20 protein-coding genes and 1 pseudogene are annotated in these 25,270 nt (G+C 64.1%); 8 read left to right on the top strand and 13 right to left on the bottom strand.

What is annotated here, in order from left to right; translation table 11 throughout:
• Window positions 1-99 precede the first annotated feature (99 nt).
• The 6 genes and pseudogenes from ACYVOC_RS01820 to ACYVOC_RS01795 form a co-directional block, all read right to left on the bottom strand.
• Window positions 100-684: pseudogene (locus ACYVOC_RS01820) on the bottom strand (type IIL restriction-modification enzyme MmeI); the annotation flags it as partial.
• Between the two features lie 307 nt (window positions 685-991).
• Window positions 992-1,207, bottom strand: coding sequence for a YjfB family protein (locus tag ACYVOC_RS01815; RefSeq protein ID WP_461160679.1), 216 nt, complete (start codon window positions 1,205-1,207; stop codon window positions 992-994).
• A 74-nt stretch (window positions 1,208-1,281) separates the two neighbouring features.
• Window positions 1,282-2,697 carry a dihydrolipoyl dehydrogenase gene (locus tag ACYVOC_RS01810; RefSeq protein WP_461160678.1) on the bottom strand — a complete coding sequence of 472 codons (1,416 nt, stop codon included), beginning with the start codon at window positions 2,695-2,697 and terminating at the stop codon, window positions 1,282-1,284.
• Between the two features lie 286 nt (window positions 2,698-2,983).
• Window positions 2,984-3,595 carry an IMPACT family protein gene (locus ACYVOC_RS01805; RefSeq protein WP_461160677.1) on the bottom strand — a complete coding sequence of 204 codons (612 nt, stop codon included), beginning with the start codon at window positions 3,593-3,595 and terminating at the stop codon, window positions 2,984-2,986.
• Window positions 3,596-3,740: 145 nt separating this feature from the next.
• On the bottom strand, window positions 3,741-5,285 hold the full coding sequence (locus tag ACYVOC_RS01800) for a PepSY domain-containing protein (protein WP_461160676.1): 1,545 nt from the start codon (window positions 5,283-5,285) through the stop codon (window positions 3,741-3,743).
• 13 nt (window positions 5,286-5,298) lie between these two features.
• The gene (locus tag ACYVOC_RS01795) at window positions 5,299-7,428 is read right to left on the bottom strand and encodes a TonB-dependent receptor (RefSeq protein ID WP_116003730.1); all 2,130 of its coding nucleotides are present in this window, start codon (window positions 7,426-7,428) and stop codon (window positions 5,299-5,301) included.
• A 520-nt stretch (window positions 7,429-7,948) separates the two neighbouring features.
• Between ACYVOC_RS01795 and ACYVOC_RS01790 the strand changes: the two genes are divergently transcribed.
• Window positions 7,949-8,248, top strand: coding sequence for a hypothetical protein (locus tag ACYVOC_RS01790; protein ID WP_461160675.1), 300 nt, complete (start codon window positions 7,949-7,951; stop codon window positions 8,246-8,248).
• A gap of 30 nt (window positions 8,249-8,278) precedes the next feature.
• Here the strand turns inward: ACYVOC_RS01790 and ACYVOC_RS01785 are convergent, their stop codons facing one another.
• From ACYVOC_RS01785 to ACYVOC_RS01770, 4 genes are all read right to left on the bottom strand, one after another.
• Window positions 8,279-9,631, bottom strand: a complete 1,353-nt coding sequence (locus ACYVOC_RS01785) for a hypothetical protein (RefSeq protein WP_461160674.1) — start codon at window positions 9,629-9,631, stop codon at window positions 8,279-8,281.
• A gap of 22 nt (window positions 9,632-9,653) precedes the next feature.
• Window positions 9,654-11,213, bottom strand: a complete 1,560-nt coding sequence (locus ACYVOC_RS01780; protein ID WP_461160673.1) for an FGGY-family carbohydrate kinase — start codon at window positions 11,211-11,213, stop codon at window positions 9,654-9,656.
• A 67-nt stretch (window positions 11,214-11,280) separates the two neighbouring features.
• Complete coding sequence (locus ACYVOC_RS01775; RefSeq protein ID WP_461160672.1) at window positions 11,281-12,996, bottom strand: glycerol-3-phosphate dehydrogenase/oxidase; 1,716 nt, start codon at window positions 12,994-12,996, stop codon at window positions 11,281-11,283.
• Window positions 12,984-14,600: an FAD-binding oxidoreductase gene (locus ACYVOC_RS01770; RefSeq protein ID WP_461160671.1), complete on the bottom strand. Its 1,617-nt coding sequence runs from the start codon at window positions 14,598-14,600 to the stop codon at window positions 12,984-12,986. Before ACYVOC_RS01770 ends, ACYVOC_RS01775 begins: the two co-directional genes overlap by 13 nt.
• Before the next feature lie 81 nt (window positions 14,601-14,681).
• Here ACYVOC_RS01770 and ACYVOC_RS01765 point away from each other — a divergent pair, with 81 nt between their 5' ends.
• The 3 genes from ACYVOC_RS01765 to ACYVOC_RS01755 all read left to right on the top strand — a co-directional run bounded on the left by ACYVOC_RS01765 (window position 14,682) and on the right by ACYVOC_RS01755 (window position 18,608).
• On the top strand, window positions 14,682-15,713 hold the full coding sequence (locus ACYVOC_RS01765; RefSeq protein ID WP_461160670.1) for a helix-turn-helix domain-containing protein: 1,032 nt from the start codon (window positions 14,682-14,684) through the stop codon (window positions 15,711-15,713).
• Between the two features lie 193 nt (window positions 15,714-15,906).
• Complete coding sequence (locus tag ACYVOC_RS01760; protein WP_461160669.1) at window positions 15,907-16,113, top strand: hypothetical protein; 207 nt, start codon at window positions 15,907-15,909, stop codon at window positions 16,111-16,113.
• A gap of 128 nt (window positions 16,114-16,241) precedes the next feature.
• The gene (locus tag ACYVOC_RS01755) at window positions 16,242-18,608 is read left to right on the top strand and encodes a YgiQ family radical SAM protein (protein ID WP_461160668.1); all 2,367 of its coding nucleotides are present in this window, start codon (window positions 16,242-16,244) and stop codon (window positions 18,606-18,608) included.
• Between the two features lie 49 nt (window positions 18,609-18,657).
• On the opposite strand, the gene ACYVOC_RS01750 is transcribed toward ACYVOC_RS01755, so the two are convergent.
• Window positions 18,658-18,843, bottom strand: a complete 186-nt coding sequence (locus ACYVOC_RS01750) for a hypothetical protein (RefSeq protein ID WP_461160667.1) — start codon at window positions 18,841-18,843, stop codon at window positions 18,658-18,660.
• A 292-nt stretch (window positions 18,844-19,135) separates the two neighbouring features.
• Here ACYVOC_RS01750 and ACYVOC_RS01745 point away from each other — a divergent pair, with 292 nt between their 5' ends.
• From ACYVOC_RS01745 to ACYVOC_RS01730, 4 genes are all read left to right on the top strand, one after another.
• Window positions 19,136-19,963, top strand: a complete 828-nt coding sequence (locus tag ACYVOC_RS01745) for an SDR family oxidoreductase (RefSeq protein ID WP_461160666.1) — start codon at window positions 19,136-19,138, stop codon at window positions 19,961-19,963.
• Window positions 19,964-19,996: 33 nt separating this feature from the next.
• Window positions 19,997-20,194 (top strand): hypothetical protein, encoded by a 198-nt coding sequence (locus ACYVOC_RS01740; protein ID WP_106447812.1) that lies wholly within the window; start codon window positions 19,997-19,999, stop codon window positions 20,192-20,194.
• Window positions 20,195-20,415: 221 nt separating this feature from the next.
• The gene (locus ACYVOC_RS01735; RefSeq protein ID WP_106447811.1) at window positions 20,416-22,131 is read left to right on the top strand and encodes a cation:proton antiporter domain-containing protein; all 1,716 of its coding nucleotides are present in this window, start codon (window positions 20,416-20,418) and stop codon (window positions 22,129-22,131) included.
• Window positions 22,128-23,012 (top strand): universal stress protein, encoded by an 885-nt coding sequence (locus ACYVOC_RS01730; RefSeq protein WP_116003741.1) that lies wholly within the window; start codon window positions 22,128-22,130, stop codon window positions 23,010-23,012. The genes ACYVOC_RS01735 and ACYVOC_RS01730 overlap by 4 nt, the downstream gene beginning before the upstream one ends.
• A gap of 99 nt (window positions 23,013-23,111) precedes the next feature.
• On the opposite strand, the gene ACYVOC_RS01725 is transcribed toward ACYVOC_RS01730, so the two are convergent.
• Window positions 23,112-23,792, bottom strand: coding sequence for a DUF1294 domain-containing protein (locus ACYVOC_RS01725; protein ID WP_461160665.1), 681 nt, complete (start codon window positions 23,790-23,792; stop codon window positions 23,112-23,114).
• A 190-nt stretch (window positions 23,793-23,982) separates the two neighbouring features.
• Window positions 23,983-25,179 (bottom strand): amino acid aminotransferase, encoded by a 1,197-nt coding sequence (locus tag ACYVOC_RS01720; RefSeq protein WP_461160664.1) that lies wholly within the window; start codon window positions 25,177-25,179, stop codon window positions 23,983-23,985.
• Window positions 25,180-25,270 lie beyond the last annotated feature (91 nt).

Genomic DNA, 25,270 nt, shown 5'->3' with positions numbered 1-25,270 from the left:
TGTTCTGTTCTGTTCTGTTCTGTTCTGGGCGACAGGCGATTCGAGCGACTTGGCCAGTCGCGCCAGCAGTGCAGACACGTCGCGCGTGACCTGCGCGCTGATGCGTGCGGGGTTCAGGCTGTCGGGGTCTTGCCAGATGCGGCGCAGGCGGTCTTGCACCTCGGGGCGGGCCAGGTCGGCCAGCTGCAGGCGGTGGCTGCGCGGGTCGGGGTAGGGGGTGTAGGTGCCGCCCGTTTTGCTGAACTCGGCGTACACCTCGATCACGGTGCCGACATCGACCACCAGCACGAAGGGCGGGCGACCCTCGTGGGCGGGCAGGGTGCGGGCATATCCCTCGCCCTGGCTGCGGGCGCGCAGCAGGCCGTCGTCAAAACCTTTGGTGTGGCTACTGGCCTTGAGCTTTTTGGCCTCCAGCACAAAGTGGCTGCGCCGGTAGCAGTCGATGCGTCCCGCGCTGGTGCTGCCGTCGCCATGGGTGAAGGTGACGGGGCGCTCGAACATGTAGTCCTGCTCGGGCGTGGGGTGGGGCTTGGCCATGCCCAGCAGCGCGCACAGGTCGATGACAAAGCTTTGTGCGGTGGCCAGTTCGCTGGCGGTGGTGCCGCTCCAGCGGGCAATGAAGTCTTGCGCGGCGGCGCCGTCAACCGGTGCGCTGGCGCCTGTGGCGGTGTTGTGGGCTCCCATGCCCGGGATGATAGCGGGGGGGCAGGGCGCCGCCGCTGCATCACCCACGTGCCGTGATTTCCTCTTTTGAAGTCGGGTTGAAGGGCGTAAGGAGCAGGCCTTAGGGGGATTCAACAAGAAACACCGTGTCATCCGCTTGCAGCTTCAGGCGCGCCAGTACCTCATCGGGCCGAACGAAGCCCACGGAGTCACCGATGGGTGAGGGGAGTGAATTTGCACGTTTTCATTCCGACCCGCACTACACCCACTCGCGTAGAGTGATGCAGGACGTCCTTAGCGGGCGCTGTGCCCGCAGTCGTGGGATTTTTCAGGCAAAGGTATTGACCTGCGTGCCCAGCGTGCCCGAGGTGGCCAGCGGGGGCTGGGGCGTGGTCTGCACCATGGCGTCGATCATGGTGGTGGCTGTGGCTTGTTGCATGTCCAGCGCCTTTTTCAGCATGGTGATGTTCACCGCGTCCGACGTTTTGGCGCTGGCCATGTTGGTGGCGGTGTTGATGATGGCGTTGGAAAGGGCGACGTCCATGGCAGAAAACTCCGGTAATAAGGCTTTATCGGCTCGCAGGGTGATTTCTTGAATGGACGGCGTTGCGACCGGCCTTACTCCAGCGCGGCCGAGCCCATCGGCGCGCAGTGTGCAAGGTCGGATACACGCGGCCCAGGGAGCTTGCGGGATACGTCGCGCAGCGCGGTGCGCAGGCCTTCTTCGAGCACGGGGTGGTAGATGGGCATGGCCAGAAGGTCTTGCACACCCAGGCCTTGCGACACCGCCAGCCCCAGCAGATGGGCCAGGTGTTCGCCCGCCGGTGCACACAGCTCGGCGCCCAGGAGCTTGCCGTCCGTGCCATCGGCGTACAAGGCGATGCGCCCTTCGTTGCGCTGGCCCGCCCGGGCGCGCCCCTGGTTAGCGAAGCTGGCGGAGCCCACTACAAAAGAGGGGTGCGCCAGATGGGCGGCGCTGGCGCCCACCACGGCCACTTCGGGGTCGGTGAAGACGATGGACAGGGGGGTGCGGCGCTTGTAGCAGCGCACTTCTTCGGCCAGTGCGTTCATACCGGCAATGTGGCCTTCGTCAGCGGCTTCGTGCAGCAAGGGGCGGTCGCCATTGACGTCCCCGGCGATGAAAACGCGCAGGTCGCCCACCTGCGTGCTGCCGGGGTGAAACGCGGGCATGCCGTGTTCGTCAAGCGGCACGCCGAGTGTCTCCAGGCCCAGCCCCTGCACGTTGGGCCTGCGGCCGACGGCTGCCAGTACTTGGTTCACCACCACGCGGGTGTCGCCGCTGGTGATGGCAATGCCGCCGTCCACCGCCTCCAGCTGCGCCTGGGCGCCCGTGTGCAGTGGCATGTCGGCCGCCAGCGCGGTGCGCAGCACGGCATTGATGTCGGGATCGCTCAGGCCGGCCAGCATGTCTTTGCTGGCAAAGGCGCTGACCTCGATGCCCAGCCGTGCGAGCGCCTGCACCAGTTCCGCGCCCAGCGGCCCCAGCCCCACCACGCCCAGCCTGGGGCCGATGCGGCTTTGCTCAAACAGCGTATCGGTTGTCAGCACGCGGTCTGCAAAGGCCTGCCACGGCTTGGGGATGAAGGGGTGTGAGCCGGTGGCGATGATGATGGCGCGTGCCGTGAGGCGTTCGCCGTTGACCTCCACACAGTCGGGCCCCCGCAGGCGGGCACGGCCCGCCACACTGCGCTTGCCCAGGGTGTCGGTCAATGCGAGGGTGCTGGCGACAAAATCGTCCCGCATCGCCCGCACGCGCTGCATCACGGCCGGGAAGTCGATCGACAGGGCGCTTGCCCCCCGGATGCCAAAGGTGTCGAAGCTGCCACGGCGGTGGTAGGCGTTGGCGGCTTCGATGAGCAGCTTGGAGGGCATGCAGCCCACACGTGCGCAGGTGGTTCCGTACGGCCCGTCGTTGACGATGAGGAAGTTGTCTGTGTGCTTTTTGACCTCGCTCAGTGCGGCAAGGCCTGCAGTACCGGCGCCGAGGATGATGACGTCGAAGGACTTTGGCATGGTGGGCTCCTGGGGGTTGCGGGGGTTACACCATGCTGCCATGGGCCTGCATTGTGTGGTGTAGGCCCATGCAGCCAAAACACCAGGGAAAAAAGCCTGATGAGCGACCTACCTCAGACGGAGACATCAGCCTCTGTATAAATAGCGGTGCCCGGATTGGGCCCCCTCTCCCGCAAGGGGATAGGGAGTGAAAACCTTTTGAGATATGTTCTCAATCAGGAAAAAAGGCCGTTACCGCTTTGAGGATGGCTTTTTATAGCTATCGAAACAGTAGTGTTTGCGCTATTCAATCCAGCGTCTCATCCCCATCGGGTACGTTGCTGCAGGTGATGGCGCCATGCGAGAGGTCGGCCAGGCGCTGCACCAGTGCCGGGGCGGCGGGTTCGGGCAGCGTGAAGTGCAGGCGCACATCGCTGGCATGCGCGGCGCTCTCCAGGCAGGCCCCGGCAGCGGCCAGTTCGCGCCGCACCGCGCCTTCGAGCGCGTAGGGCAGGCTGCAGTGCAAATGCGCGACGCGCTGCAGTGCGACCTTGTGCGCGCCCAGCAGGGCCTGGGCGACGGCGTCGGTGTACGCACGCACCAGGCCGCCCGCCCCCAGCTTGACGCCGCCAAAGTAGCGCACCACGGTGGCTTGCACGCCTTCAAGGTCCTGGTGGCGCAGCACATCAAGCATGGGGCGGCCTGCGGTGCCGCCGGGTTCGCCGTCGTCCACCGCAGCCGATTGCCCGCCCGCCAGCAGCGCCCAGCAGATGTGGGTGGCGCCGGGGTGTTCCTTCCAGAGCGCATCGACATGGGCCTGGGCGCTGGCCCGGTCCGGCATGGGCTGCACGCAACCGATGAAGCGGCTTTTCTTGATGATGAGTTCGCTGTGGACGGGGGCTGCAAGGGTGTAAGGCATGGAGCGGTAGAGCTTACCCTGCGCCCTACTCAGAGTGCTTTCAGGAGTGGATTTCGACAGCGAAGCGCTGATTCAGCAAGGGCGGTTTTGCTGGGTTCATAACGCCATGGCCACGCGATCGGGGGGAGAAACTCACTTGCTAACGCTATTGCAGACCCTGGGCCTCCACAGGTTTCTTGCGTTCATGCTGCCGTCGGAATGTTTGCAGCCTGCGGACGGCGATCACGCAGCCTGTCGCAGCGATGGCAAATGCTCCAAGGGTGAGCAGAATGATGACAATGTCCCGTGCCAAGGCTGCGCGCAGGAAAACTGGCAGATCCCAACTGTGCAGCAGATTGAAGAGCCATCGGCCGGTGCGCTGGGCGCGATCCATGCTGTGAACCACGTCGCCGGTGCGCGGGTCAATGTAGGTCTGCGTGCGGCCGATATCGCTGAACGTGAGCTTGAGTATCGGCAGTGGCCGTTCATTTCCTGCATACATCGAGGCACCGTGTCGCGCGTAGTAATACGCATCGTAATCTTGCAAAAACTCTACCGACTCGATGGAAGCGCTGTGCAGACGGGATGCCGCCTGCGCCAGCACACCGTCTGGCCAGCTTTCCTGCACGGCCCAGCCGTTGTTGTGCTGCACGACGAGACGGCTTTTGCCGTCGGCGCTGTGCGCCTGCAGATAGGCGGCGCCTGCAAGGACTTTCCATTCCAGTTCGCTGGCCGTAAAGCCGGCTTGCTGCAGCATGTCAAGGGCTTCGCTGGGGGGTAGCGTGGCGTGTACTGCACCAGGCGTACCTTGGCGATAGGCGACGATGTCGGGGCGGCCGTGTCCAGGGTTGAAGATGCCCACAGGGTTCATGGACATGATGCCGCTGAACATCCAGAGGATCAGCATTGTTCCAAAGGTCAAGCCGGCCACATGGTGCCAGCGCATGGGCAGGTTGCGGTACGGCGTTCGGTGGCCGGATTTGTATCGCCCGCGGAAACGCCAGCGCCACAGGCCAGTGCACGCGCCTGCAATGGCGCTGAGGGTGCCGAGGACAGAGAGAGCGATCAACAACCAGGTCCAGAAGGGGTCCGACGAACCGTCACGGAACATGTAGAGCCAATGCAGCCACGCGCCCACGAAGTTCCAGTACCTTTGTGCCTGTGGTGCATCGAGAACGACTTCGCCGGTACGCGAGGACACGTAAAGCAGCGTGTTCTGCGCATCGCCCATTTGCACCATGAACAATGGCCGGTGCGGATCCAGGCTGCGCCCGTGGGTCCAGCGGTCATCGTCCACCTGTCCTTGCAGTTCTGCCGAGGCGCCGGGCAGGAAGGCGCGGGCGCTTGCAAGGGCAGTGGCGTCATCCGCAGGCGGCAGTGCTTGGCCTGTCATCGCGTCGACGAGTTGTAATGTTCCATCGCCCTCGCGCAACCGGTAGCGCCAATGCTCGCCAATGCGGGTGAGAACCAGCTCCTGCACCTGTTCTGGTGCACGGCTGCGCGCCAGCGCTGCTTCTGCGGAAACGCAACAACCGGGCGCGCTCAGCGGGGGCAATGCCCTCAGCCGCTCCTGCGGCAGCAGCTTGGGGTAGCCAACATAGAGCATCACCACGCCGCTCACCAGCCAGAGCAGCATCAGCAGGCAAAAGCCGATGCCGCTCCAGCGGTGAAACAGGTAGATGAAGCGCTTGGCGTGTACGCCGTGCGACATAACTCGCGCGTCCTTAGAACCGGTGGTTCAAGGTCAGCTCGGCGCGGCGCCGCTCGCCAACGAGCCATTGCGTACCGCTGTAGTAAGCCGTTGTGAAGTAGTACTTGTCAAAGACGTTGAAGCCGCGCAGGGTGAGCGTGGTAGCAGGCCCAACGCGCCATTGAACTGCAAGGTCCGTGGTGGTGTAGGAAGGCAGCGCGATCGTGTTGGCGGTGTTGGCGTAGCGCTCGCCCACGTAACGCATGCCAGCGGAGAGAGTCCAGTTTGGCAAAACCTTCCAGCCCAGCCATGCATTGGCAACACGTTCGGGCACGTTGGTGGGCACCTTGCCGTTGCGTGAGGTGGCCACTCCGCCTACGGATTCCGTGAAGTCGTCATACCGCGCTTTCAACAGCGTTGCGTTGGCGTCAAACTGAAGTTTGTTGGCGATTGGCAGCGACAGCGTGCCTTCGATGCCCTGGGTGGACTGCTGGCCAACCTGAACCCACAACGACGGGTTGGTACTGTCCCGGGTCGTCAGGTTACTTTTCTTGATCTGGTACAGGGACAGTGACCAGTCGCCCTTCTTGTCCAGGATCGATTGTTTGATGCCAATCTCGAACTGACGGCCGGTGGTGAAATCAAAAGCGCTGTTGGCGGCAGAGAGGAACATCAAAGCCCGCGCCGGGTCGGCTGCCCGCGAAAACTGTGCATACACCGAAGTGTCGGGCTGCACCAGGTAAACGGCTCCCAAGCGACCACCGACGCTGGAGTAGGTTTTGTCGAAATCCTGGGTGCTGGCAACCAGGTTGTCACGCTGAATGCTGACCCGGTCGTAACGTAGGCCACCGACGATGGACAGCTTGTCGTTCAGCTCCAGCCGGTCTTCGGCGAAGAATGCGTATTGGTCGGCGCTGTTGCGGTAGCGCGGAATGAAGGGCACGGAGCTGTTGTAGTACCCCGGTGTCGGGTTGTAGGGGTCGACGGGTGTCGTTGTCCCCGTGTAGGTATTGTTCGTGTGCTGGAACTGGCTGGTATTGATGTCAAAGCCGACCGATGTGCGATTGGGCAGGCCGAATAACATGCCTGTGAACGCGACGTCGGTCGTGTTGCCAGTTTGGGACTGGTTGTGCGCGATCTCGGTGTTGTCGGCACGGTCAATCAAGCCGGTGCTGGTGTTGTAGGTAAAGGCCTCGGCGTTGCGCCAATAGCGGTAGCTGGTGAGGTGGTAGAACTTGCTTCGAACCAGCGTGTTGCTGTTGGGCGTCCACTGGGCCGCCAATTCGGTCCATTTGTCGTGGTACTCGATCTGGCTGTCTTCGACGTTGTAGTTCCTTCCGCGCAGAGCTTCGGGATGCTCTCCATTGATCGAGGGCATGCCGGCATAGCGCATCGGATTTTGCTTGCCCTGTGCGTGGCTGAGTTTGAACTGCAAATCGGGCGATACATCGAGCTGCATAGCCCCTGAGATGCTGGCGTTGTGGGTGTCGCCGAGATCGACCCAGCCGCCCGAGCGGTCGCCACTGACGTCAAGGCGGTACGAGAGCATATTGTTGATGGCTCCGCCACTTCCATAGGCCAGGGCCTGTTTGTCGCGGGTGCCGACGGTGGCCTGGATTTCGCTTTGAACCGGCCCACGGGTGGGTTTCTTGGGCACAACATTGATGACACCGCCAATACCGCCGTCGCCGTGGATCACCGAGGCAGGGCCCCGAAGCACTTCGATGTGATCAACCGACCAGGTGTCAAACGGGAAACTGACAGAGACGTTGCCATATTGGCGCGTACCGTCATACAGGCGCATGACTGAAGTGGAGTCGGTAAAACCACGGGCTGACAGGGCGCTGCCGCTGTTGCCGGGGTGGCCCATGCTGGTGATGCCGGTGGCGCGGGTGATGGCGTCGATGAGCGAGGCGTCTCCGCGCGCTTCCAGCTGCTCGCGGCTGATGATGTCGAGGCTGGCAGGGGTTTGCAGTGGTGTCAGGTCAAGGTTAGAGCCTGTAGATGCGGGTTTTTCCAGGCGGGGAGCCTCGCTGGCCGTGACGGTGACCTCCGGCAGTGGAGATGTGGCCTGGCTTTGTGCGGGCTGGTGCACGAGCAGCAAAGGAGCCAGCCAGGTGAGCTGCGCCAGGGCACTGCGAGGGAAAGGGACTTGAATGGACATGGTGGGTCAGAGAGTGTTCGAGGCGAAGCCGCATGCATGCGTGCAGGCCATTCTTTTGCGAGGGCAGATCCGGGTGCACCACGACGCGCTGCAGGGCAGCGTCAGCAAGGGTTCGGGGCTATCGTGCACAGGCGCGATGCCAGAACCGGCGCGGTTCAAGCGGAAAGGGAAGGGGGGGCTTCAGTGCTCCACAGCGCGTGCACTACGCGGTGGAAAACGATCTCAAGCCAGAGGCGCGGGCGGGGGGCCGCGAGCCGGCATTTGGGCACCCACCAAGCGGGGTGTGTGCCAGGATTCATAGTGTGGCAGCGCATACCCGCAGAGCTGGGGTTGCGCACACTTGGGCGGTGACGAAGTAGCAGGAGGACTGACGGCCAGACAGGTGGGGCAGTCCAGACTTGCATGAGCGGAGCTTACGACGGTGTCATCGCCCAGCGCAACCATTGTGAAATGCCCTGCCTGGGAACAGATCACCTGCATTGTCTTGGGCTGGACAAAAGGCGATGCGGTGGCGACACCCATGGACACCATCAGCCAGGCCAACATGAGGCGAGCGATGATGTTGAGGTGGCGCGGGCAGTTCATCGGGAGGGTTCAATACATGCGATGGGGTTCGCACCATCGCCGCCGGATGCTAAAGAGCGACCAGCAGAGAGAAACGCGAACGATTGCGTTTTCGACAAACGCTAACCATCGATCATATCAGTCGATGGCTGCCCCATTCGTGACGAGAATTCTCTATTTAGTGTTCTGTGGGCGGGCGCTTGATTCCCCGATCGGCATTCTCAAGCGGGTCACGGCGATGCTGAAGAAACACTGACATGAACGGAAAAATGTCGCGTGTTTGTGGTCAATGCGGCGTGGTGTTTGTCAGGATGCCCCGCACCAGGTTGCGGCTGTGTGCGCCGACATTGCGCATCAAGGTGGCGATGGTGGATTCCAGCGCGGCCTTGGGGGCTTCGCCCTGGCGCGCCACCTCGGCCATCAGGTCGATGTCTTTGGCGTGCAGGCCAAAGTCGAAACTGGGGTCGTTGACATAGCCCACGGGCACGGTAGCGAGCATCTGGTCGGTCACGGTAACGCCCAGGTCGTGTGCCTGGCGGGCCACGGTGTCCCGGGTGTACAGGTCGGACCACGCGGGGTAGCCCGCATCGGTGCCGGTGTCGTGCAGGGCCTTTTCCACACTGCTGGCCTGGCGGGTCTGGGCGGCAGCCTGGATCATCTGGCTCTCGTAGCGCTCCAGCACGAAGTGGCGGTTGGACAGCAGGATGACCATGTCGTTCTTGGCGCCCGGCATGCCCAGCAGGGACAGCAGGTTGATGCCGATGAGCCGCGCCGCCGAGAAGCCCGGCGCCAGGCTGGCATGGTAGGGCTGGGTCAGGTCTTGCACGTAGTGCAGCGCCAGCCCGGCAAAGCGCCAGCCCCAATAGGGGTGGCCGTTGCGAAAGGCCAGTTCGGACAGGCCCCGGTATTGCTGGATGCGCAGCAGTGGGTAGGTGCGCTTGAGGAAACCCGCCGCCATGTAGATGACGGGCGACTCGTGGAAGAAGCCCATGTGGAAGGGCGCCTGGGTGGAGAACGCGAGGTTGGGGTTGCCGAACGGAATTTTGCCAAAACCATAGCGCGGGCCCCAGGGCGAGGGGTTGTCCTCCCACAGGTTGAGGTCCATGCCGTAGTCGGGCTCGTCGCTGGCCGAGGCCAGCACCGCCAGCGGCGCCACGGCTTCGCCTGGGCGCAGGCGCACGAAGTGGTGGCCGCCGCCGTCTTTGTCGCGCTCGGGCAGGGCGCTGACGGTGTTGTGCGCCAGGGGCTCGGCCTGTGGCGCCGTGCTCCAGGGGTCGGGCTGCACGTACAGGGCCAGGCGGCTTTCGGGTGACACGCGCAATGCCGTCAAAAATGCCTTGCGCAGCGCCTGCGGGCCTTGCTGCGCCACCTGCGCATCAAAGCGCAGCGGTGCGGGCAGCGGTGGGTAGTGCGCAATGTGCTTTTGTGCCCAGGTGTCTTGCTGGGCCAGCAGCGCCGCGATGGGCTGGGCCTGTGCGGCCAGAAACGATTCGAGCGGTTCGGCCACGACCGGGGTGGCCTGCGCCACCTCGGGCATGCCCTCGAAAGCGCGGTAGCTGGCCAGGGCGTGGTTGCTCCAGGCCAGTGCGCTGCCTGTGGTGCCCAGGGCCAGCAGGGCGGCGAGGAAGAGGCGTTTCATGGCGGGGTTCCGGTGGTGTGGTTCAGTCTTGGGAAGGGTAGCCGGTGATGGCGCGGATGTCGCGGTACAGCGGTTGCAGGCGTTGGTACATGCGGCAGTACACCCGCCGGTAGAGCTGCTCGTAGGTGCGCGCGTGTACTGGCTCGGGCTCGAACCGGTCGCCCATGTGCGCCATGGCGGCCACGGCGGCGGCGTAGTCGGCGTGCAGGCCCAGGCCCACGGCGGCAATCATGGCGGCGCCCAGGCCACTGGTCTCGTACAAATGCGGGCGCTCGCAGGGCAGGTTGAAGATGTTGGCGGTGATCTGCATGGCCGCATTGCTTTGCGAGCCACCGCCCGAGACGCGCACCAGCGTGATCGGTGCGCCGCCGCGCTTTTCAATGCGCTCCTTGGCTTCTCGCAGCGCGTAGGCCAGGCCTTCGAGGATGGCGCGGTACAGGTGGGCGCGGGTGTGCACGTCGCCAAAGCCAATCACCGCGCCCTTGGCTTCGGGGCCGGGCACCTTGATGCCGGGGTTCCAGAAGGGCTGCAGCATGAGTCCCTGGGCGCCGGGCGGTACGCGGCCGACCAGGGCGTCGAACAGGCTCTCGGGCGTCACGCCCTCGGCCATGGCTTGTTGCTGCTCATACAGGCCGAACTGCTCCTTGAACCAGTTGACCATCCAAAAACCCCGCGTGATCTGCACCTCGGTGTTGTAGTGGCCCGGCACGGCGGCCTGGTAGGGCGGGATGAAAGGCGTGGCCTCCAGGTAGCGCGGCGTGGTGGTGTTGATGGTGGCGGCGGTGCCGTACGAGAGGCAGGCAATCTCGGGCGTGAGGCACCCGGCGCCCAGCACCTCGCAGGCTTTGTCTGCCGCGCCTGCCAGCACCTTCAATCCGGCGGGGATGCCAGTGTCCTGCGCGGCCTGTTGGCTCACTTCGCCGATGACGGTGCCCGCAGCCACCAGCTCGGGCAGCATGTCGGGTGTGATGGGCAGGGCCTGCCATTTCCAGTCGTGCGGCGGCGCCCAGTGGCCTTTTTTGTAGTCGAAGGGCACGTAGCCCACCTGCGAGGCAATCGAATCGACCAGGCGCCCGGTGAAGCGGTAGTTGAGGTAGCCCGAGAGCAGCAAATAGGTGCGGGTGCGCGCCCAGATGTCGGGCTGGTGCTGGGCAATCCAGTTGGCCTCGGCTTCTTTCTGGAAGTGGCGCACGGTATCGCGCATGCCAATGGCGCGAAAGGCCGCTTCCCACCACCAGGCCAGGCGCGGGGTGTGCTCGGCGCGCCGCTGGTCGAGCCAGATCATGGCGGGGCGCAAGGGCTGGCCGTGCTCGTCCAGCGCTAGGGTGGTGCCGCGTTGCGTGGTGATGACGAGGCCAGCGATGTCGCTCTTGTTGACGCTGGTGGTTTGCCACAGTTGCTCGCAGGCCTGGCACAGGGCTTGCCAGAATACGTCGGCGTCCGCTTCCATCCAGCCGGGTTCGGGCGACTGGTAGGTGATCGCTACCTGCGATTTGTCCACCAGGTTGCCATGCAGGTCGAACAGCAGGGCGCGCACGCTTTGCGTGCCGTTGTCGATGGCGAGCAGGTAGGGGGCGGGCATGGTGTCTCCGGTATTCTTCTGTTTTGATAGCTGCTCGCGCTTTATGGATAAGCGTTGGAGGCCGTTTTTACCCAATTATTGAATTGTCTTGGAAGCGGTGGCGCGGGCGAGCGGAGACTGCGCCCACGGTTCCGGGATTGGGGTCTGAGCACGAGTTTCGCTGCGCGAAATCGTGATCCGACCCCAATGCCTGCGCCGCGCCCGGCGGCTGGTAGTGCGCAGCGATCAGGGCGCGGTAGCGTTCGGCCTCGTCGGCCCAGCGTGCCGCTTCCCACGCCAGGTGCGGCGTGCACAGGGCCTGGATGCGTGGCAGGTGGGCAAGCCCCCCATGCGGCAGCAGCAGCCCGAGCCGCGTGCGGCGCAGCAGCAGGTCGTCCAGGTGCTGCACGGATTCGCGCCGGGCGGCGATGGACAGCTCCAGCCACAGGGTCTGGGTGCCGGGGACGGTGTGCAAATCGTCGTCGGGGGCATCGGCACTCCAGTCAGCCGCGTACGCGCCGTAGCGCGCTGTGAGGCGCTGGCGCACGGCGGGACTCCAGTGCGGGTTCAGCGGGGGTGCGGGGGTGAACAGTGCAGCGTCATTTGTGGCAAACGCCTTGCCTGCATGCGGCGCTGCCAGCGCCAGCGCGTCCTGGGCCATCAGGCGGAAGGTGGTGAGCTTGCCGCCCGCCAGCGTGACGAGGCCCGATTCGTCCCGCACCACATGGTCGCGCGTGGCCTTGGACGCATCCTGCTGGCCGTCGTCAATCACAGGGCGCACGCCGGCGTAGCAGGCGCTGATGTCGGATGGCGTGACCTGCGCCGCAGGGAACTGGTCGTTCACGGCGTCCAGCAAATAGGCCACTTCGGCCGCAGTGATTCTGGCCTCCACATCCAGATCCAGGGGGTGGTCCAGGTCGGTGGTGCCCACCAGCGTGGCGCCTTCCCATGGGTAGAAGAACACCGGGCGGCCGTCTTTGGGGTGCATGAAGCTAATGCTTTGCGCTACCGGCAGGCGCCAGAACGGTAGCACCAGGTGGCTGCCGCGCAGCGGGCGCAGCAGCGGCGCGGCGCCCACACCGGCACGCAGCCGGTCGGCCCAGGCGCCGGTGGCGTTGACGACGGTGCGGGCTTGCACGGTGTGGGTGTGGCCGGTGAGGGCGTCTTTGGTCACCACGCCGGTGACCTGGCCGTTGGCCGCTTGCAGGCGTTCAACCGCCATGTAGTTGAGCAGTGTGGCGCCGTCGCGCTGCGCTTCGAGCAGCACGCGCCAGACCAGGCGGGCGTCGTCGGTCTTGGCGTCCTGAAACACCAGCGCGCCGCGCAGACCGGGCGGTGCCAGGCCCGGCGCCAAGGCCTGGGTGGCGGCGAGGTCGGCGTAAAAGTGGCTGCTCCCCACACCTTGATTTCCGGCCATCCAGTCGTACACCGTTAACCCTGCCTGCATCAGCCAGCGCCCAGGCTTGCGGCCCGCGCAGTCGGCAAACAGAAAGCTTTGCGGTTCCACCAGGCCCGGGGCTTCGCGCAGCAGGCGCTGGCGTTCGCGCACCGAGTGCAGGGTGGTTTTGATGTCGCCTTCCTTGAGGTAGCGCAGGCCGCCGTGCACCAGCTTGGATGAGCGGCTCGACGTACCCCAGGCAAAGTCGCGCTGTTCGAGCAGCAGCACGCTCCAGCCGCGCCGCGCGGCCTGCTGCGCCACACCAGCACCGCTGATCCCGCCGCCAATGACGACCAGATCCCAGGGCTGCGCGGACAGGCGCGCGAGCGCGGCGGCCCGTTGCGCTTGTGGATTCAGTTCGCCCATGGCCCGCCGTCCTGCAGCAGCTTGCCGGGGTTCATGATGCCGTGCGGGTCAAAGTGGCGGCACAGCCCGGCCAGCGTCGCCATGCCCAGCGGGCCTTTTTCATCCACCAGGTGCACCGCGTGGTCGCGCCCCACGCCATGCTGGTGGCTCACCGTGCCGCCGTGCGCGGCAATGGCGTCCCCCACCGCGGCCTTGAGCGCTTGCCAGCGCTCGAAGTTGGGTGCAAAGCCGCCCGGCGCAATCGGCCACACGTACTGCGAATAAATGCTGCTGCCCTGCGGGTAGAGGTGCGAGAGGTGGGTGAAGGCGTGCACGCGCTGGCCGAAACTGTCGAACACGTCGCGCGCGGCCTGCTCCATGGCGAGCATCAGCGGTTTGACCTGGGGCCAGTCCACCGCCGTCTCGATGGTGTCGGCCGCGTAGCCCAGGTCCCACAGGGTGTTGCGCAGGTACGGCCCTTTGAAGCGGTTGGCCGCCCATTTGCTGCCCATGGCGGGGCCGATGTACACAGCGCCGTATGGCGCCAGCAGGCGCCGGGCCTCGCGCAGGGCGTGGCGGGCGGTGCGCGTGTCCGCGCTCACACCTAGCATCAGCATGCATTTGCCTGCGCTGCAACCGCGCCAGGCCAAGTACTTTTCCATCGCACCTACCAGCCGCTCGTGCCCGGCCAGCGTGAGGTTGGTTTCGGTCTCGATGCCGTTGGACAGCCGCAGCATGGACAGCGGGAGCTTGCGCTGCACCAGCGCGCGCACGGCGGCTTCGGCGCGGTCCCAGTCGGGCAGGAAGAGGGCGTGAAAGCTCTCGTGCTCCGGCAGCGGCGTGACGCGCACCGTGGCCTCGGTGAGGATGCCAAAGCGCCCTTCAGAGCCCAGCACCAGCTCGCGCAGGTCTGGCCCGGCGCTGGCGGCGGGCAGGGTGGGCATCGTCAGCGGGCCCACGGGTGTTTCCATGCGGCCCCCGGCAAACAGCTGCTCGATGCGCCCGTAGCGCAGCGACTGCTGGCCGCTCGATCGCGTCACCACCCAGCCGCCCACGGTGGAGTATTCAAACGACTGTGGAAAATGCCCCAGCGTGTAGCCGTGCGCGCGCAGTTGTGCCTCCACCAACGGCCCCGGCGTGCCCGCGCCAAAAGTGGCAAGCTGGCTGCTCTTGTCCAGGTGTAGCAGCCGGTTCATGCGGGTGAGGTTGACCGAGAGGATGGGGCCATCGCTCACAGGGCAATCGAGGTGTCCGGCCACGCTGGTGCCGCCAGCAAACGGGATGACCATCCAGCGGTTCGCCTGGGCCAGGTCCAGCAGTTCGCGCACCTGCTCGCCCGACTCGGGATACGCCACGCCATCGGGCACTGGGGGCAGCGCGCCAAAGCGTTTCCGGATCCAGTCGGCATAACTCTCGCCGAGCGCCATGGCGAGGCGCTCCGAAGGCTCGCGCGAAATGAGGGGGTGCGCGGGCAGGCGGGGCGGCGGGATGCGCGCCAGCAGGTCTTCGCGCTGCGCATCCTGCCCCGGCAGACCCGGGCCCAGGCGCGCGGCGATCATGGCGCGTGCGCCTTCTCCCAGACTCATCGAGGTGGCGTCGTCGCCCCAGCCGTTCCAGCGTCGCATGACATACTCCGTTGCAAAAGGGGCGCAATGCTTCCCCAGGTCCGCCAATGTAGTCCTGCGCCGCCCGTTTGCCACTTCGCAATGCCGCCAATTGATTGTTCGATCGCGCCAAGTGCGCCCCGCGTGGTGGCGCCCTATGCCCATACCTTGTGGGATGCCGCCCGTGCGGAGGGGCTGCCACAGGCAGTGCTGGAACAAGTGCTCGGCCCCGGTGGCCTGGGTGAGACCGACATAACAGCGGCGGCCTACAGGGCCCTGTTGCAGCAGGCGGTGGCGCATGCGGGTCCGGGGTTTGGCTGGCGTCTGGGCCAAAGCGTCAAACCCACCACCTACGGCGTTAACGGCATCCTGCTGCTGGCTTGCCCGACACTGGGCGAGGCGCTGCAGCAGGTGCTGCGCTTCGAATCGCTGGTGCACGATCTGGGGCGTTCGTCCTTTGAGCGCCAGGGCGACCAGGTGGTTTATGCCTGGCGCAACGATTGCCCAGGCCACGCGGCCGCCGGAGCGCTGGTCGAGTCGGTGTTTTCCGGCATACAGACCTGCGCACAGTGGCTGGTGGGCCAGCCTGTGACCGGGTTTACGCTGGAATTCATGCACCACACCGATGCCGAAACTGCCGCCGCCATTGCACGCGCCAGTGGTGCCAGCGTGCGCTGGGACGCGCAGGCCCACCGCGCAATCTTTCCGGCAGCGGTGCTGGACTGGCCGATTCCGCAGGCCAACAAAACCTTGCTGCCGCTGCTGCAAACCCACGCCGACGAACTGCTGCAGGCCCGCCACCCGCGCGAGGGCGGCATCGTGGCGCAGGTGCGCCAGTGCATCTCGGGTCGATTGGGGCAGGGCATGGTCAAACTGGCCGATGTGGCGCAAGACCTGCACTTGTCCACCCGCACCCTGCAGCGCCGCCTGATGGATGCGGGCGTGGCCTACCAGGCGCTGCTGGACGCCACGCGGCATGAGCTGGCTTGCCACTACCTCGCCACTTCGGCCATGCCCATTGCCGAGGTGGGCTACCTGCTGGGCTACCAGGATGCGCCGGCCTTCCACCACGCCTTCAAACAGTGGCAGGGGCAGGGGCCAGGGCAGTACCGGGCGTCTCGGGCCAGCGCATGACTGTTGCCTTGCGCACACAGAACGGAGAAGCCTGGCGTCGAGGGTGTGTGATTTCCGTCACGCTGGCCGCCATAGAGAGAGCAGGCGGGGTGTGGATGTGCGTTCTGTCACACGCAAGGAGGGGTTGCTTTCCTACACTGGACTGATACCCGGCGCCCTACGCTGTCCGTACCCCGCCCTTGAAGGAACTGCCATGTTTGCCCTGCCGCCCAACGCCCCTTTGCACAATGCCTTGGCCAGCCATGTGTTTGGCCGGTTTGCTGCGCGCGCTGTGCCTGCCGTGCGGCACGACAGTCCCGTGTCTGTGGTGTCCCGCCCCCGCCTGGCGCCACCCGAGGTGGTGGAAGACGCGGACGAGATCGACTTGGCCCAGCGGGTGCGTGACCTGGGCGAATGGTGACAGCCCAGGCGCAGGCAACACCTGCGCCGTATGGGGGCAAACCTGCAGGTTGCGACAAAAAGAGGCAGCCGCCGTAAAATCAAAGGTTGCCCCAAAATGGTCGCCTGGTTGCCCAAGGCCGCACCCCCATGAATTCCCCCGTTGATGTGTCCTTTTTTGCGCGTGCCGCCAAGCCGCTGACCAGCTACCGCCCGTACTGGGCCAAGCGCTTTGGCACGGCCCCGTTCCTGCCCATGAGCCGCGCCGAGATGGACCAACTCGGCTGGGACAGCTGCGACATCGTGCTCGTCACCGGCGACGCCTACATCGACCACCCGAGCTTTGGTATGGCCGTGATCGGCCGCACGCTCGAAGCGCAGGGCTTTCGCGTCGGCATCATTGCCCAGCCCGACTGGCAAAGCGCCGAGCCCTTCAAGGCGCTGGGCAAGCCCAATCTGTTCTGGGGCGTGACGGCGGGGAACATGGATTCCATGATCAACCGCTACACGGCCGACCGCAAGATCCGCAGCGACGACGCCTACACCCCCGGCGCCGAAGGCAACCGCCGCCCCGACCGCGCCGCCATCGTCTACAGCCAGCGCTGCCGCGAGGCGTACAAGGACGTGCCCATCGTGCTCGGCGGCATCGAAGGCAGCCTGCGCCGCATTGCCCACTACGATTACTGGAGCGACAAGGTGCGCCGCTCCATCGTGGTGGACGCCAAGTGTGACCTGCTGCTCTACGGCAACGCCGAGCGCGCCCTGGTCGAAGTGGCGCACCGTCTGGCGGCGCGCGAGCCGGTGCAGGAGATCACCGACGTGCGCGGCACGGCTTTTGTGCGCCGCAGCACGCCAGGCGGCTGGTTTGAAATCGATTCCACCGACGTCGACCAGCCCGGCCGCGTAGAAGACCACATCAACCCCTACCAAACCACCAGCGAGCAGGCGGCCGAGCAGGGCGGTACCTGCAGCTCGCAAGATACTACGATTTCGATAGCTGCTGGCGCAGAGCAGATAAGCGCTGACGGCCAAAAACAATCTGAAAAAAGCGCGACTACGCATGCGCTCAACTTCGTGCCCAATCCGGCGCTTGCAGCCAAACGCAAGGCGCCGCCGCAAGACCGCACGGTCATTCGCATTCCCAGCTACGAGCAGGTCAAGAGCGACCCGGTGCTCTACGCCCACGCCAACCGCGTGATGCACCTGGAGACCAACCCTGGCAATGCCCGCGCGCTGGTGCAGGCGCATGGCGAGGGCACCACCGCGCGCGACGTGTGGCTCAACCCGCCGCCCATCCCGCTCACCACGGCCGAGATGGACCACATCTTCGACCTGCCCTACGCCCGCAGCCCGCACCCCAGCTACGCCGACGCGCAGGGCCGCCACGATGGCGAAACCAAAATCCCCGCGTGGGAAGTGATCCGCTTCTCCATCAACATCATGCGCGGCTGCTTTGGCGGCTGCACCTTCTGCTCCATCACCGAGCACGAGGGCCGCATCATCCAGAGCCGCTCTGAGGATTCCATCCTGCGCGAGATCGAGGACGTGCGCGACAAGGTGCAGGGCTTTACCGGCACCATCTCCGACCTGGGCGGCCCCACGGCCAACATGTACCGCCTGGGCTGCCGCACGCCCGAGATCGAGGCCGCGTGCCGCAAGCCCAGCTGCGTCTATCCCGGCATCTGCACGAACCTGACGACCGACCACAACCCGCTGATTTCCATCTACAAGCGCGGCCGGGCGATCAAGGGCATCAAGAAAATCCTCATCAGCTCCGGCTTGCGCTACGACCTGGCCAACCAATCGCCCGAGTACGTGAAAGAACTGGTGCAGCACCACGTGGGCGGCTACCTGAAGATCGCGCCCGAGCACACCGAGGCTGGCCCGCTCACCAAGATGATGAAGCCGACGATCGGCAACTACGACAAATTCAAGCAGCTGTTTGAGAAATACTCGGCCGAGGCGGGCAAGAAGCAGTTCCTCATCCCCTACTTCATCGCCGCCCATCCCGGCACCAGCGACGAAGACATGATGAACCTGGCCATCTGGCTCAAGAAACACAGCTTCCGCGCCGACCAGGTGCAAACCTTCTACCCCAGCACCATGGCCAGCGCCACGGCGATGTACCACACCGGCATCAACACCCTCAAGGGCGTGCACCGCGATGAACGGGGCGAAAAGGTGGACGTGGTGCGCGGCGAAAAACGCCGCCGCCTGCACAAAGCCTTTTTGCGCTACCACGACCCGAAGAACTGGCCGCTGCTGCGCGACGCGCTCAAAGCCATGGGCCGCGCCGACCTGATTGGCAACGGCAAGCACCATTTGATTCCCACCTTCCAGCCTTTGGCGGGTGCGTGCGGTAGCCAGAAGAACGAGAAGTTCCTGACGATTCCGTCGATGGTGATGGAGAAAAACCAGCCCAAGCCGGGACAGATTCTGAGCCAGCACACGGGCCTGCCGCCGCGTGCGGGAACTGCAGGCAAAAAGCCGAGCTATCGCCCGTCTGGTAAGCGCTAAAAGCTATTGTTTTTGATGGTGTGAACGGGGCGCTGGAGCGCGGGGCTGTTCACTGGTTGTCCGGTTGCGGCGCTGCGGTGTGCGTGCCCACCTTCACCGATTGATTGGTGTCGCTCAGCGGCTGCTCAATCAGGTCTTCAATGACCAAAGTTCGGCAATAGAACGCTGCCACCGCGCCTGCTGCTTGCAGCTTGGCCCTGAGCGAGTCGGCATCGTCGTGCTTGCCCACCTCCACCAACAGGCCGTGGTGGCCAGGTCGGCAATGCTGCGCACCAAATCACTTTCTACGCTCATAGAAGACAAGAGCGAATCAGCATGAATTCGCAAGGGTCAGTACTGCCAAACCCAATCCACTTGGGCCATGCCGGTCAAAAGTCACTGTGAAGCAGTGCGCAAACCAAAAATGCCTGCGTCGTTGGATGCCAATGGTCGAGATTGGCGAAGGATGCCGACGTGCACCTCACGCCCGACACGCGCATACTCGCTCCCGTGATGCGATCCCTTCGCATCCAATTGGAGATTCATCCATGAATCACACAGTTTTGATCACAGGTTGTTCCTCGGGCATCGGTGCGGCTGCGGTGCAGCACTTTGCCGCGCAGGGCTGGAACGTCGCCGCGACGCTGCGCAACCCCGCTAGCGCCCACTTCGAGGACGGCGCGGGCAAGGTGGCGACCTTTGCGCTTGATGTGACAGACCAGAAGTCAGTCGACGCGGCAGTGGCGCAGGCTGCGGAGCGTTTCGGGCAGATCGACGTACTTATCAACAACGCCGGCTACGGCCTGTTCGGCCCGTTCGAGACCGCCACGCAAGAGGTCATCGAGCGCCAGTTCCAGACCAACGTTTTTGGCGTCTTTGCGGTGACGCGCGCCGTGCTGCCGCACATGCGCGAGCGCGCCAGCGGCGTCATCATCAACGTGGCCTCGCTCACGGGCCTGGTGGCAATGCCGCTGTACTCGCTCTATGCGGCGTCCAAGTTCGCCGTGGTGGGTTTTTCAGAGTCGCTCAGCCACGAACTAGGGCCCTTGGGCATACGGGTGAAAGTGTTTGCCCCCGGCGCGGTGGCGACCGACTTTTCGGGCCGCTCGCTGGTGCGCACGTTTGAGGGCGACGGCGGCCCTTATGCGCAATCCATTGGCAAGGTCATGGGCGTGTTTGCGGCCAATCGAGGCACCAGCAATGCCTCTACCCCTGAGCAACTGGCCCAGGCGCTGTACGACGCGGCGACCGATGGCAGCGAGCAGCTGCGCTATGTGATTGGCGAGGACGCCAAGGCGCTGATGCAAACCCGCAAGGATATCGGTGAAGAAGCCCTGATGGGTGCCATGCGCCAACGCTTTGGGTTGGCTGGTTGAAGCCTACGCCGGTTCGGTCAGAACGGCAAAGGTATGCGCCATTTGATTCCCACCTACCAGCCCATGGCCGGCAGTTGCGGCAGCCAGAAGAACGAGAAGTTATTGACCATTCCTTCGATGGTGATGGCGAAGAACCAGCCCAAGCCAGGGCAAATTTTGAGCCAGCACACCGGCCTGCTGCCCCGGGTCACCGGAAGCGCACGACCCGGGCCAAAGAAGAAGCCGCGCTGAACGGGCACGGCATGCTGGCAGCGCCGTAGGCATGGTGGAGACCTTGCCGAACGGCTGGTTCGCTGGACATTCTCTTGATGAATGACGCCATCCCTCACAGAATGAACTCTGTTGGGAGGCTGTAGGTGTGAGCCAACGGCGGTGTCTGGTGCTTGCAGATATGGGCCGCGTACGCTGTGCCCCAAGATCGGTACGAAACAGGGGAAAGGTCAAGTCGCGCAATGGTTCATCTGTCACACATCCTGCTGCTGCTGGGCGTTGCGGTCGCCGTGGTGCTCATTTTTCAGCACCTGCACATTCCCACCAGCCTGGGCTACTTGCTGGTCGGGGTCATTCTCGGTCCGCACACGGTCGGACCGATTGTCGATGTACCGGAGTTCAAGACCATGGCGGAGTTTGGCGTGGTCTTTCTGCTGTTCACGATCGGGCTGAATTTCTCTTTGCCGCAGTTGCACGCCCTTCGCGATCAGGTGCTTGGGCTTGGCACGGGGCAGGTGGTCTTCACGACGACCTTGGTCGGTGTCACCGCTTGGTTGGCGGGACTGCCTGCCGCTGTGGCATTCGTCATCGGAGCGGTGTTTGCCCAGTCCTCCTCCACCATCATCGGCAGCCAGTTGGCAGAACAAAAGGAAGAGAACTCACCCCACGGCCGACTCGGGCTGGCAATGTCGGTGTTCCAGGACGTCACTGCGGTGCCTTTTCTGGTCGTCATTCCTGTGCTGGGCATGGCGGTGGGGGCCGATATCCTGGCTCTCGAGCTGGGTTGGGCAATGGTCAAAGCCCTGCTGGCGTTTTCCCTCGTGTTTTATGTTGGTCGCTGGTTGCTGCGCCCGCTGTTTCGCTTCGTCACGCGGCGCCGCTCAGCAGAGGTGTTTACGCTGGCCGTATTGCTAGTGGCATTGCTCGCCGCCTGGACGACCTTCAGCCTCGGCATGTCGCTGGCGTTCGGTGCGTTTCTGGCCGGCATGATGCTGGGCGAGACAGAGTTTCGTCACCAGGTTGAATCGAGCATCCGCCCTTTCCGAGACGTGCTGCTCGGCCTCTTTTTTATCGGTATCGGCATGTTGTTCGACCCGGCGGCGATCCCTCGCATATGGCATTGGGCTTTGCTTGGCACCTTGCTGCTGTTGGTGAGCAAGATCCTGCTGGTCGCGGCGATGGTGAAGAAGAGCGGCATTGACACTCTGATGGCGTGGCGCACGGCGTTGTTGCTGGCTGTGGGCGGAGAATTCGGTTTCGCCCTGCTGGCCATTGCCCTCGATGCCAAGGTGATCGACATCGACGTGGGGCAGATCGCGCTGACCGCCGTGCTGTTCTCGATGATTGCGGGGGCCTTTCTCATCCGCTTCAACCATGCCATCGCCTCCCGGCTGGTGGGCGTCCGCCGCGATGCAGACCAGGGCCTTGCGCACCCCTTGTCGGATGCTCCTGAACCGCAAGTGGTGATAGGTGGCTATGGTCGTGTCGGTCACACCATTGCCGTGTTGTTGCATGCCAGCAATGTGCCGTTTGTGGCCTTCGACACCGACCCGAAGCGGGTGATGCAAGGGCGGGCCGATGGTTACCCGGTGCTGTATGGCGATATCACCGATGCAGAGCTGCTGGCAGCGGTTCATGTGGAGCGGGCCGCCCTGGTTGTCATCACGCTGGATGATCACGCCAACGCGTTGCGCACCGTGGGGGTTTTGCGCAGCAGCTGCCCCCATGTTGCCGTCATCGCGCGGGCGCAAGACCTCGAATCGAGCTCACGACTCATTGACGCCGGAGCCACCCACGCCTATCCGGAGGCGATTGAAGCCAGCTTGCGCTTGGGAGCGACCGCGTTGCGGATGCTGTCGATTCCGACCGACGATATCGATAGCATGCTGCAGGATGTGCGCGATTGGGACTACAAACCCGTGCTCGAAAATGAAACCGCCCCGGAGAAAAATCCATGACATCGCTCACACGTATTCTCGCCGCCACTGATTTGTCGGCCCACGCTCGCCACGCGACTGAACGCGCCGCCCTCGTGAGCAAGGATACGGCTGCGCTGCTCGATCTGCTGCATGTGGCGAATCTGGCGCCTCTGGAGCGGCTGCGGCAGTTGATGGACACATCGCCAGAGGAGATGGAGCGGCGGGTGCTCGATGCTGCGCGGCAACGGCTCCACGATCTGGCAGCTTCACTCCAGCAACGCTACGGTGTGGTTGCGGGCACGCATGCGGTGGTCGGCCCTGTGTTGGCGGAACTGGCCAGGCAGGTCGATAGCCAGGATGCCGGTCTGCTGGTTTGCGGAGCCAAAGGGGAAAGCATCATTCGGCACCATTTGCTGGGAACGACGGCGCTACGGATGTTGAGCACGACGAAATGTCCTGTTCTGGTGGTCAAGCAGCCCCCGCACGAATCCTATCGTCGGCTCCTTGTGCCCGTCGATTTTTCGCCTTCATCGCTGCGCGCGATCCGGCATGCACGCAGCATTGCCCCACAGGCTGGCATCGTGCTGCTGCATACCTTTGAGGCTCCTTTCGAGGGGAAGTTGCGCTACGCCAGCGTGGATGAGGACACCATCAACGACTATCGGGTCGTTGCCAGACAGGAAGCCATCCAGAAACTCCACGCACTGTGCGAGAAAGCCGGGCTGTTGCCCTACGAAACCCACCAGATCGTCCTACATGGCAATCCGACCTTGCACATCATCGAGCAAGAACAGGAGCAGGATTGCGATCTGATCGTGGTGGGCAAGCACGGTGAGAGCGTGCTGGAGGATCTGCTGCTGGGCAGCGTCACCAGGTACGTTCTGGCCGAATCGCAAAGCGACGTCCTGGTGTCGGTGTGACCATGATCGAAGCCGGGTTGGACCCTGCCTGCCTCCGGGGGCAAACGAACATGATGTCGGCTATTGCTGCGCTTTCAGCGCAATTCGTGCAGAACATCCCTAGAGCAAGTCACGATAGAGCCAGAACACCAGCGAGCCGCAATGCAGCACGATGGTGAGCCAGTACACCGCACGAAATTCCGCCTTGCTGGTTTTGTGCCGCATGTTTTGCTGGGCCAGCCAGGCAGCGGGCCAGCCGCCGAGCAGAGACAACAGGTGCAAATTTGACTCAGGAATGCGCCAACGGCCTGCACGTGCAGCGTTCTTGTCGGCCGCGTACATCCACAGCGTGACGACGTTCAGCGCCGCCAGGGCTGCGAGCGTCCACAGCGGCAGCCGCTGCGTCCACACGCCCCAGGCCAGCAAAGCGGCCCATACCAGCATCAGGCCATAGGCCAAGGATGCGCCGGTGGCGGGTGAGTGCGCTTTGCCCTGGCGTTGGTTTGCGCGGGGGGTAGGTGCCGAGCGCTTTGCGGGTGCCGGGCGTTGGGTGCGCTTGCTGTCGCTGCTGCGTGCGTCTTCGGCGCCCTGCGGGCTGGCCGCCGTGCGCACCGCCATGGCGCGCGGGCCTTTGCCGCCGACGTGGATTTCTTCAAACACCACGGCAAGGCCTTCGCGCGGGGGTGTGGCGCCGCGGTAGTCGCGTACGTGAAAGAACACATCGCCTGCGCAATCGCCGCTGCGAATGAAGCCAAAGGCGCGCGTGGCGTCCCAGCGAACGATGGAGCCTTGCTTGGTCATGTGTTGTCGTTCATTCAGTGTGTGGGCCTTTGTGCAGGTAGCATCGCTCTATCGACAAAATTACTATGAAAAATATAGCTGTTTGCGATTACTGGTAAAGCGCTAGAGGCCAAAAACTATCAAAATTGTCAGTAAAAAACCGCCCGTAGGCGGCTGGCAATTCCAAGGGTGCTGCGCACCCCCGAAAGCATCACATCACCTTGGCAATCGACGCGCAGACGTAGTCGATGTTCTTGCTGTTGAGCGCGGCCACGCACATGCGGCCGGTGTCGGTGCCGTACACGCCGAACTCGCTGCGCAGGCGCACCATTTGGTCTTTCGACAGGCCGGAGTAGCTGAACATGCCGATCTGCTGGGTGATGAAGGACATGTCCTTTTGCACACCGGCAGCCTTGAGGCCATCGACCAGCTTCTGGCGCATGGCCTTGATGCGCACGCGCATTTCGCCCAGCTCTTTTTCCCACAGGGCGCGCAGTTCGGGATTGTTCAGCACAGCGGCCACCACGGCGCCGCCGTGCGTGGGCGGGTTGCTGTAGTTGGTGCGGATGACGATCTTGAGCTGGCTCAGCACGCGGCTGGCTTCTTCCTTGTCAGCGCACAGGACAGAGAGGCCGCCCACGCGCTCGCCGTACAGGCTGAAGCTCTTGGAGAACGAGGTGGAGACAAAGAAGCTCAGGCCAGACGCGACGAATTTCTGGATGACGGCGCCGTCTTCCTGGATGCCGTGGCCAAAGCCCTGGTAGGCCATGTCGAGGAAGGCGGTGAGGTTTTTGGCCTTGACGACGGCGATGACCTGGTCCCACTGCGCGGGCGTGATGTCGTAGCCGGTGGGGTTGTGGCAGCAGGCGTGCAGCACCACGATGGTGCCGGGCGCGGCGGCGTTCAGGCTGGCCAGCATGCCGTCGAAGTTGACGCCGCGCTTCTCAGCGTCGTAGTAGGCGTAGGTATCCACGGTGAAACCTGCATTGGTGAACAAGGCGCGGTGGTTTTCCCAGCTGGGGTCAGAGATCAGCACCTTGGCATCGGGGCTGACTTTCTTCAGGAAGTCGGCGCCGATTTTCAGGCCGCCGGTACCGCCAATGGCTTGCACCGTGGCCACGCGGCCCGATTGCACAGGCTCGGAGTCGACACCAAAGACCAGGCCCTTGACGGCGTTGTCGTAGGCGGCGATGCCGTCGATGGGCAGGTAGCCGCGCGGCGTGGGCTTTTCCATCATGGTTTTTTCAGCCGCCTGCACGCAGGCTAGCAGCGGCAGCTTGCCGTTGTCATCGAAGTACACGCCCACGCCCAGGTTGACCTTGTGGGGGTTAGTGTCAGCGTTGAATTGCTCGTTGAGACCCAGGATGGGGTCGCGGGGGGCCATTTCGACGGCGGAGAACAGAGACATGGATCGTCCTTGGAGGGTGTAGGTGGCGGGCAAACCCAAGCTGCGTTAGGCTTTTGGGTTCACTCTTTGATTTTAGCGGCCCGCGCAGGCC

The sequence above is a fragment of the Simplicispira piscis genome, assembly GCF_054783455.1.
Note: the sequence above shows the minus strand (reverse complement) of the source record. Positions and strands in the feature narration are given on the sequence as shown.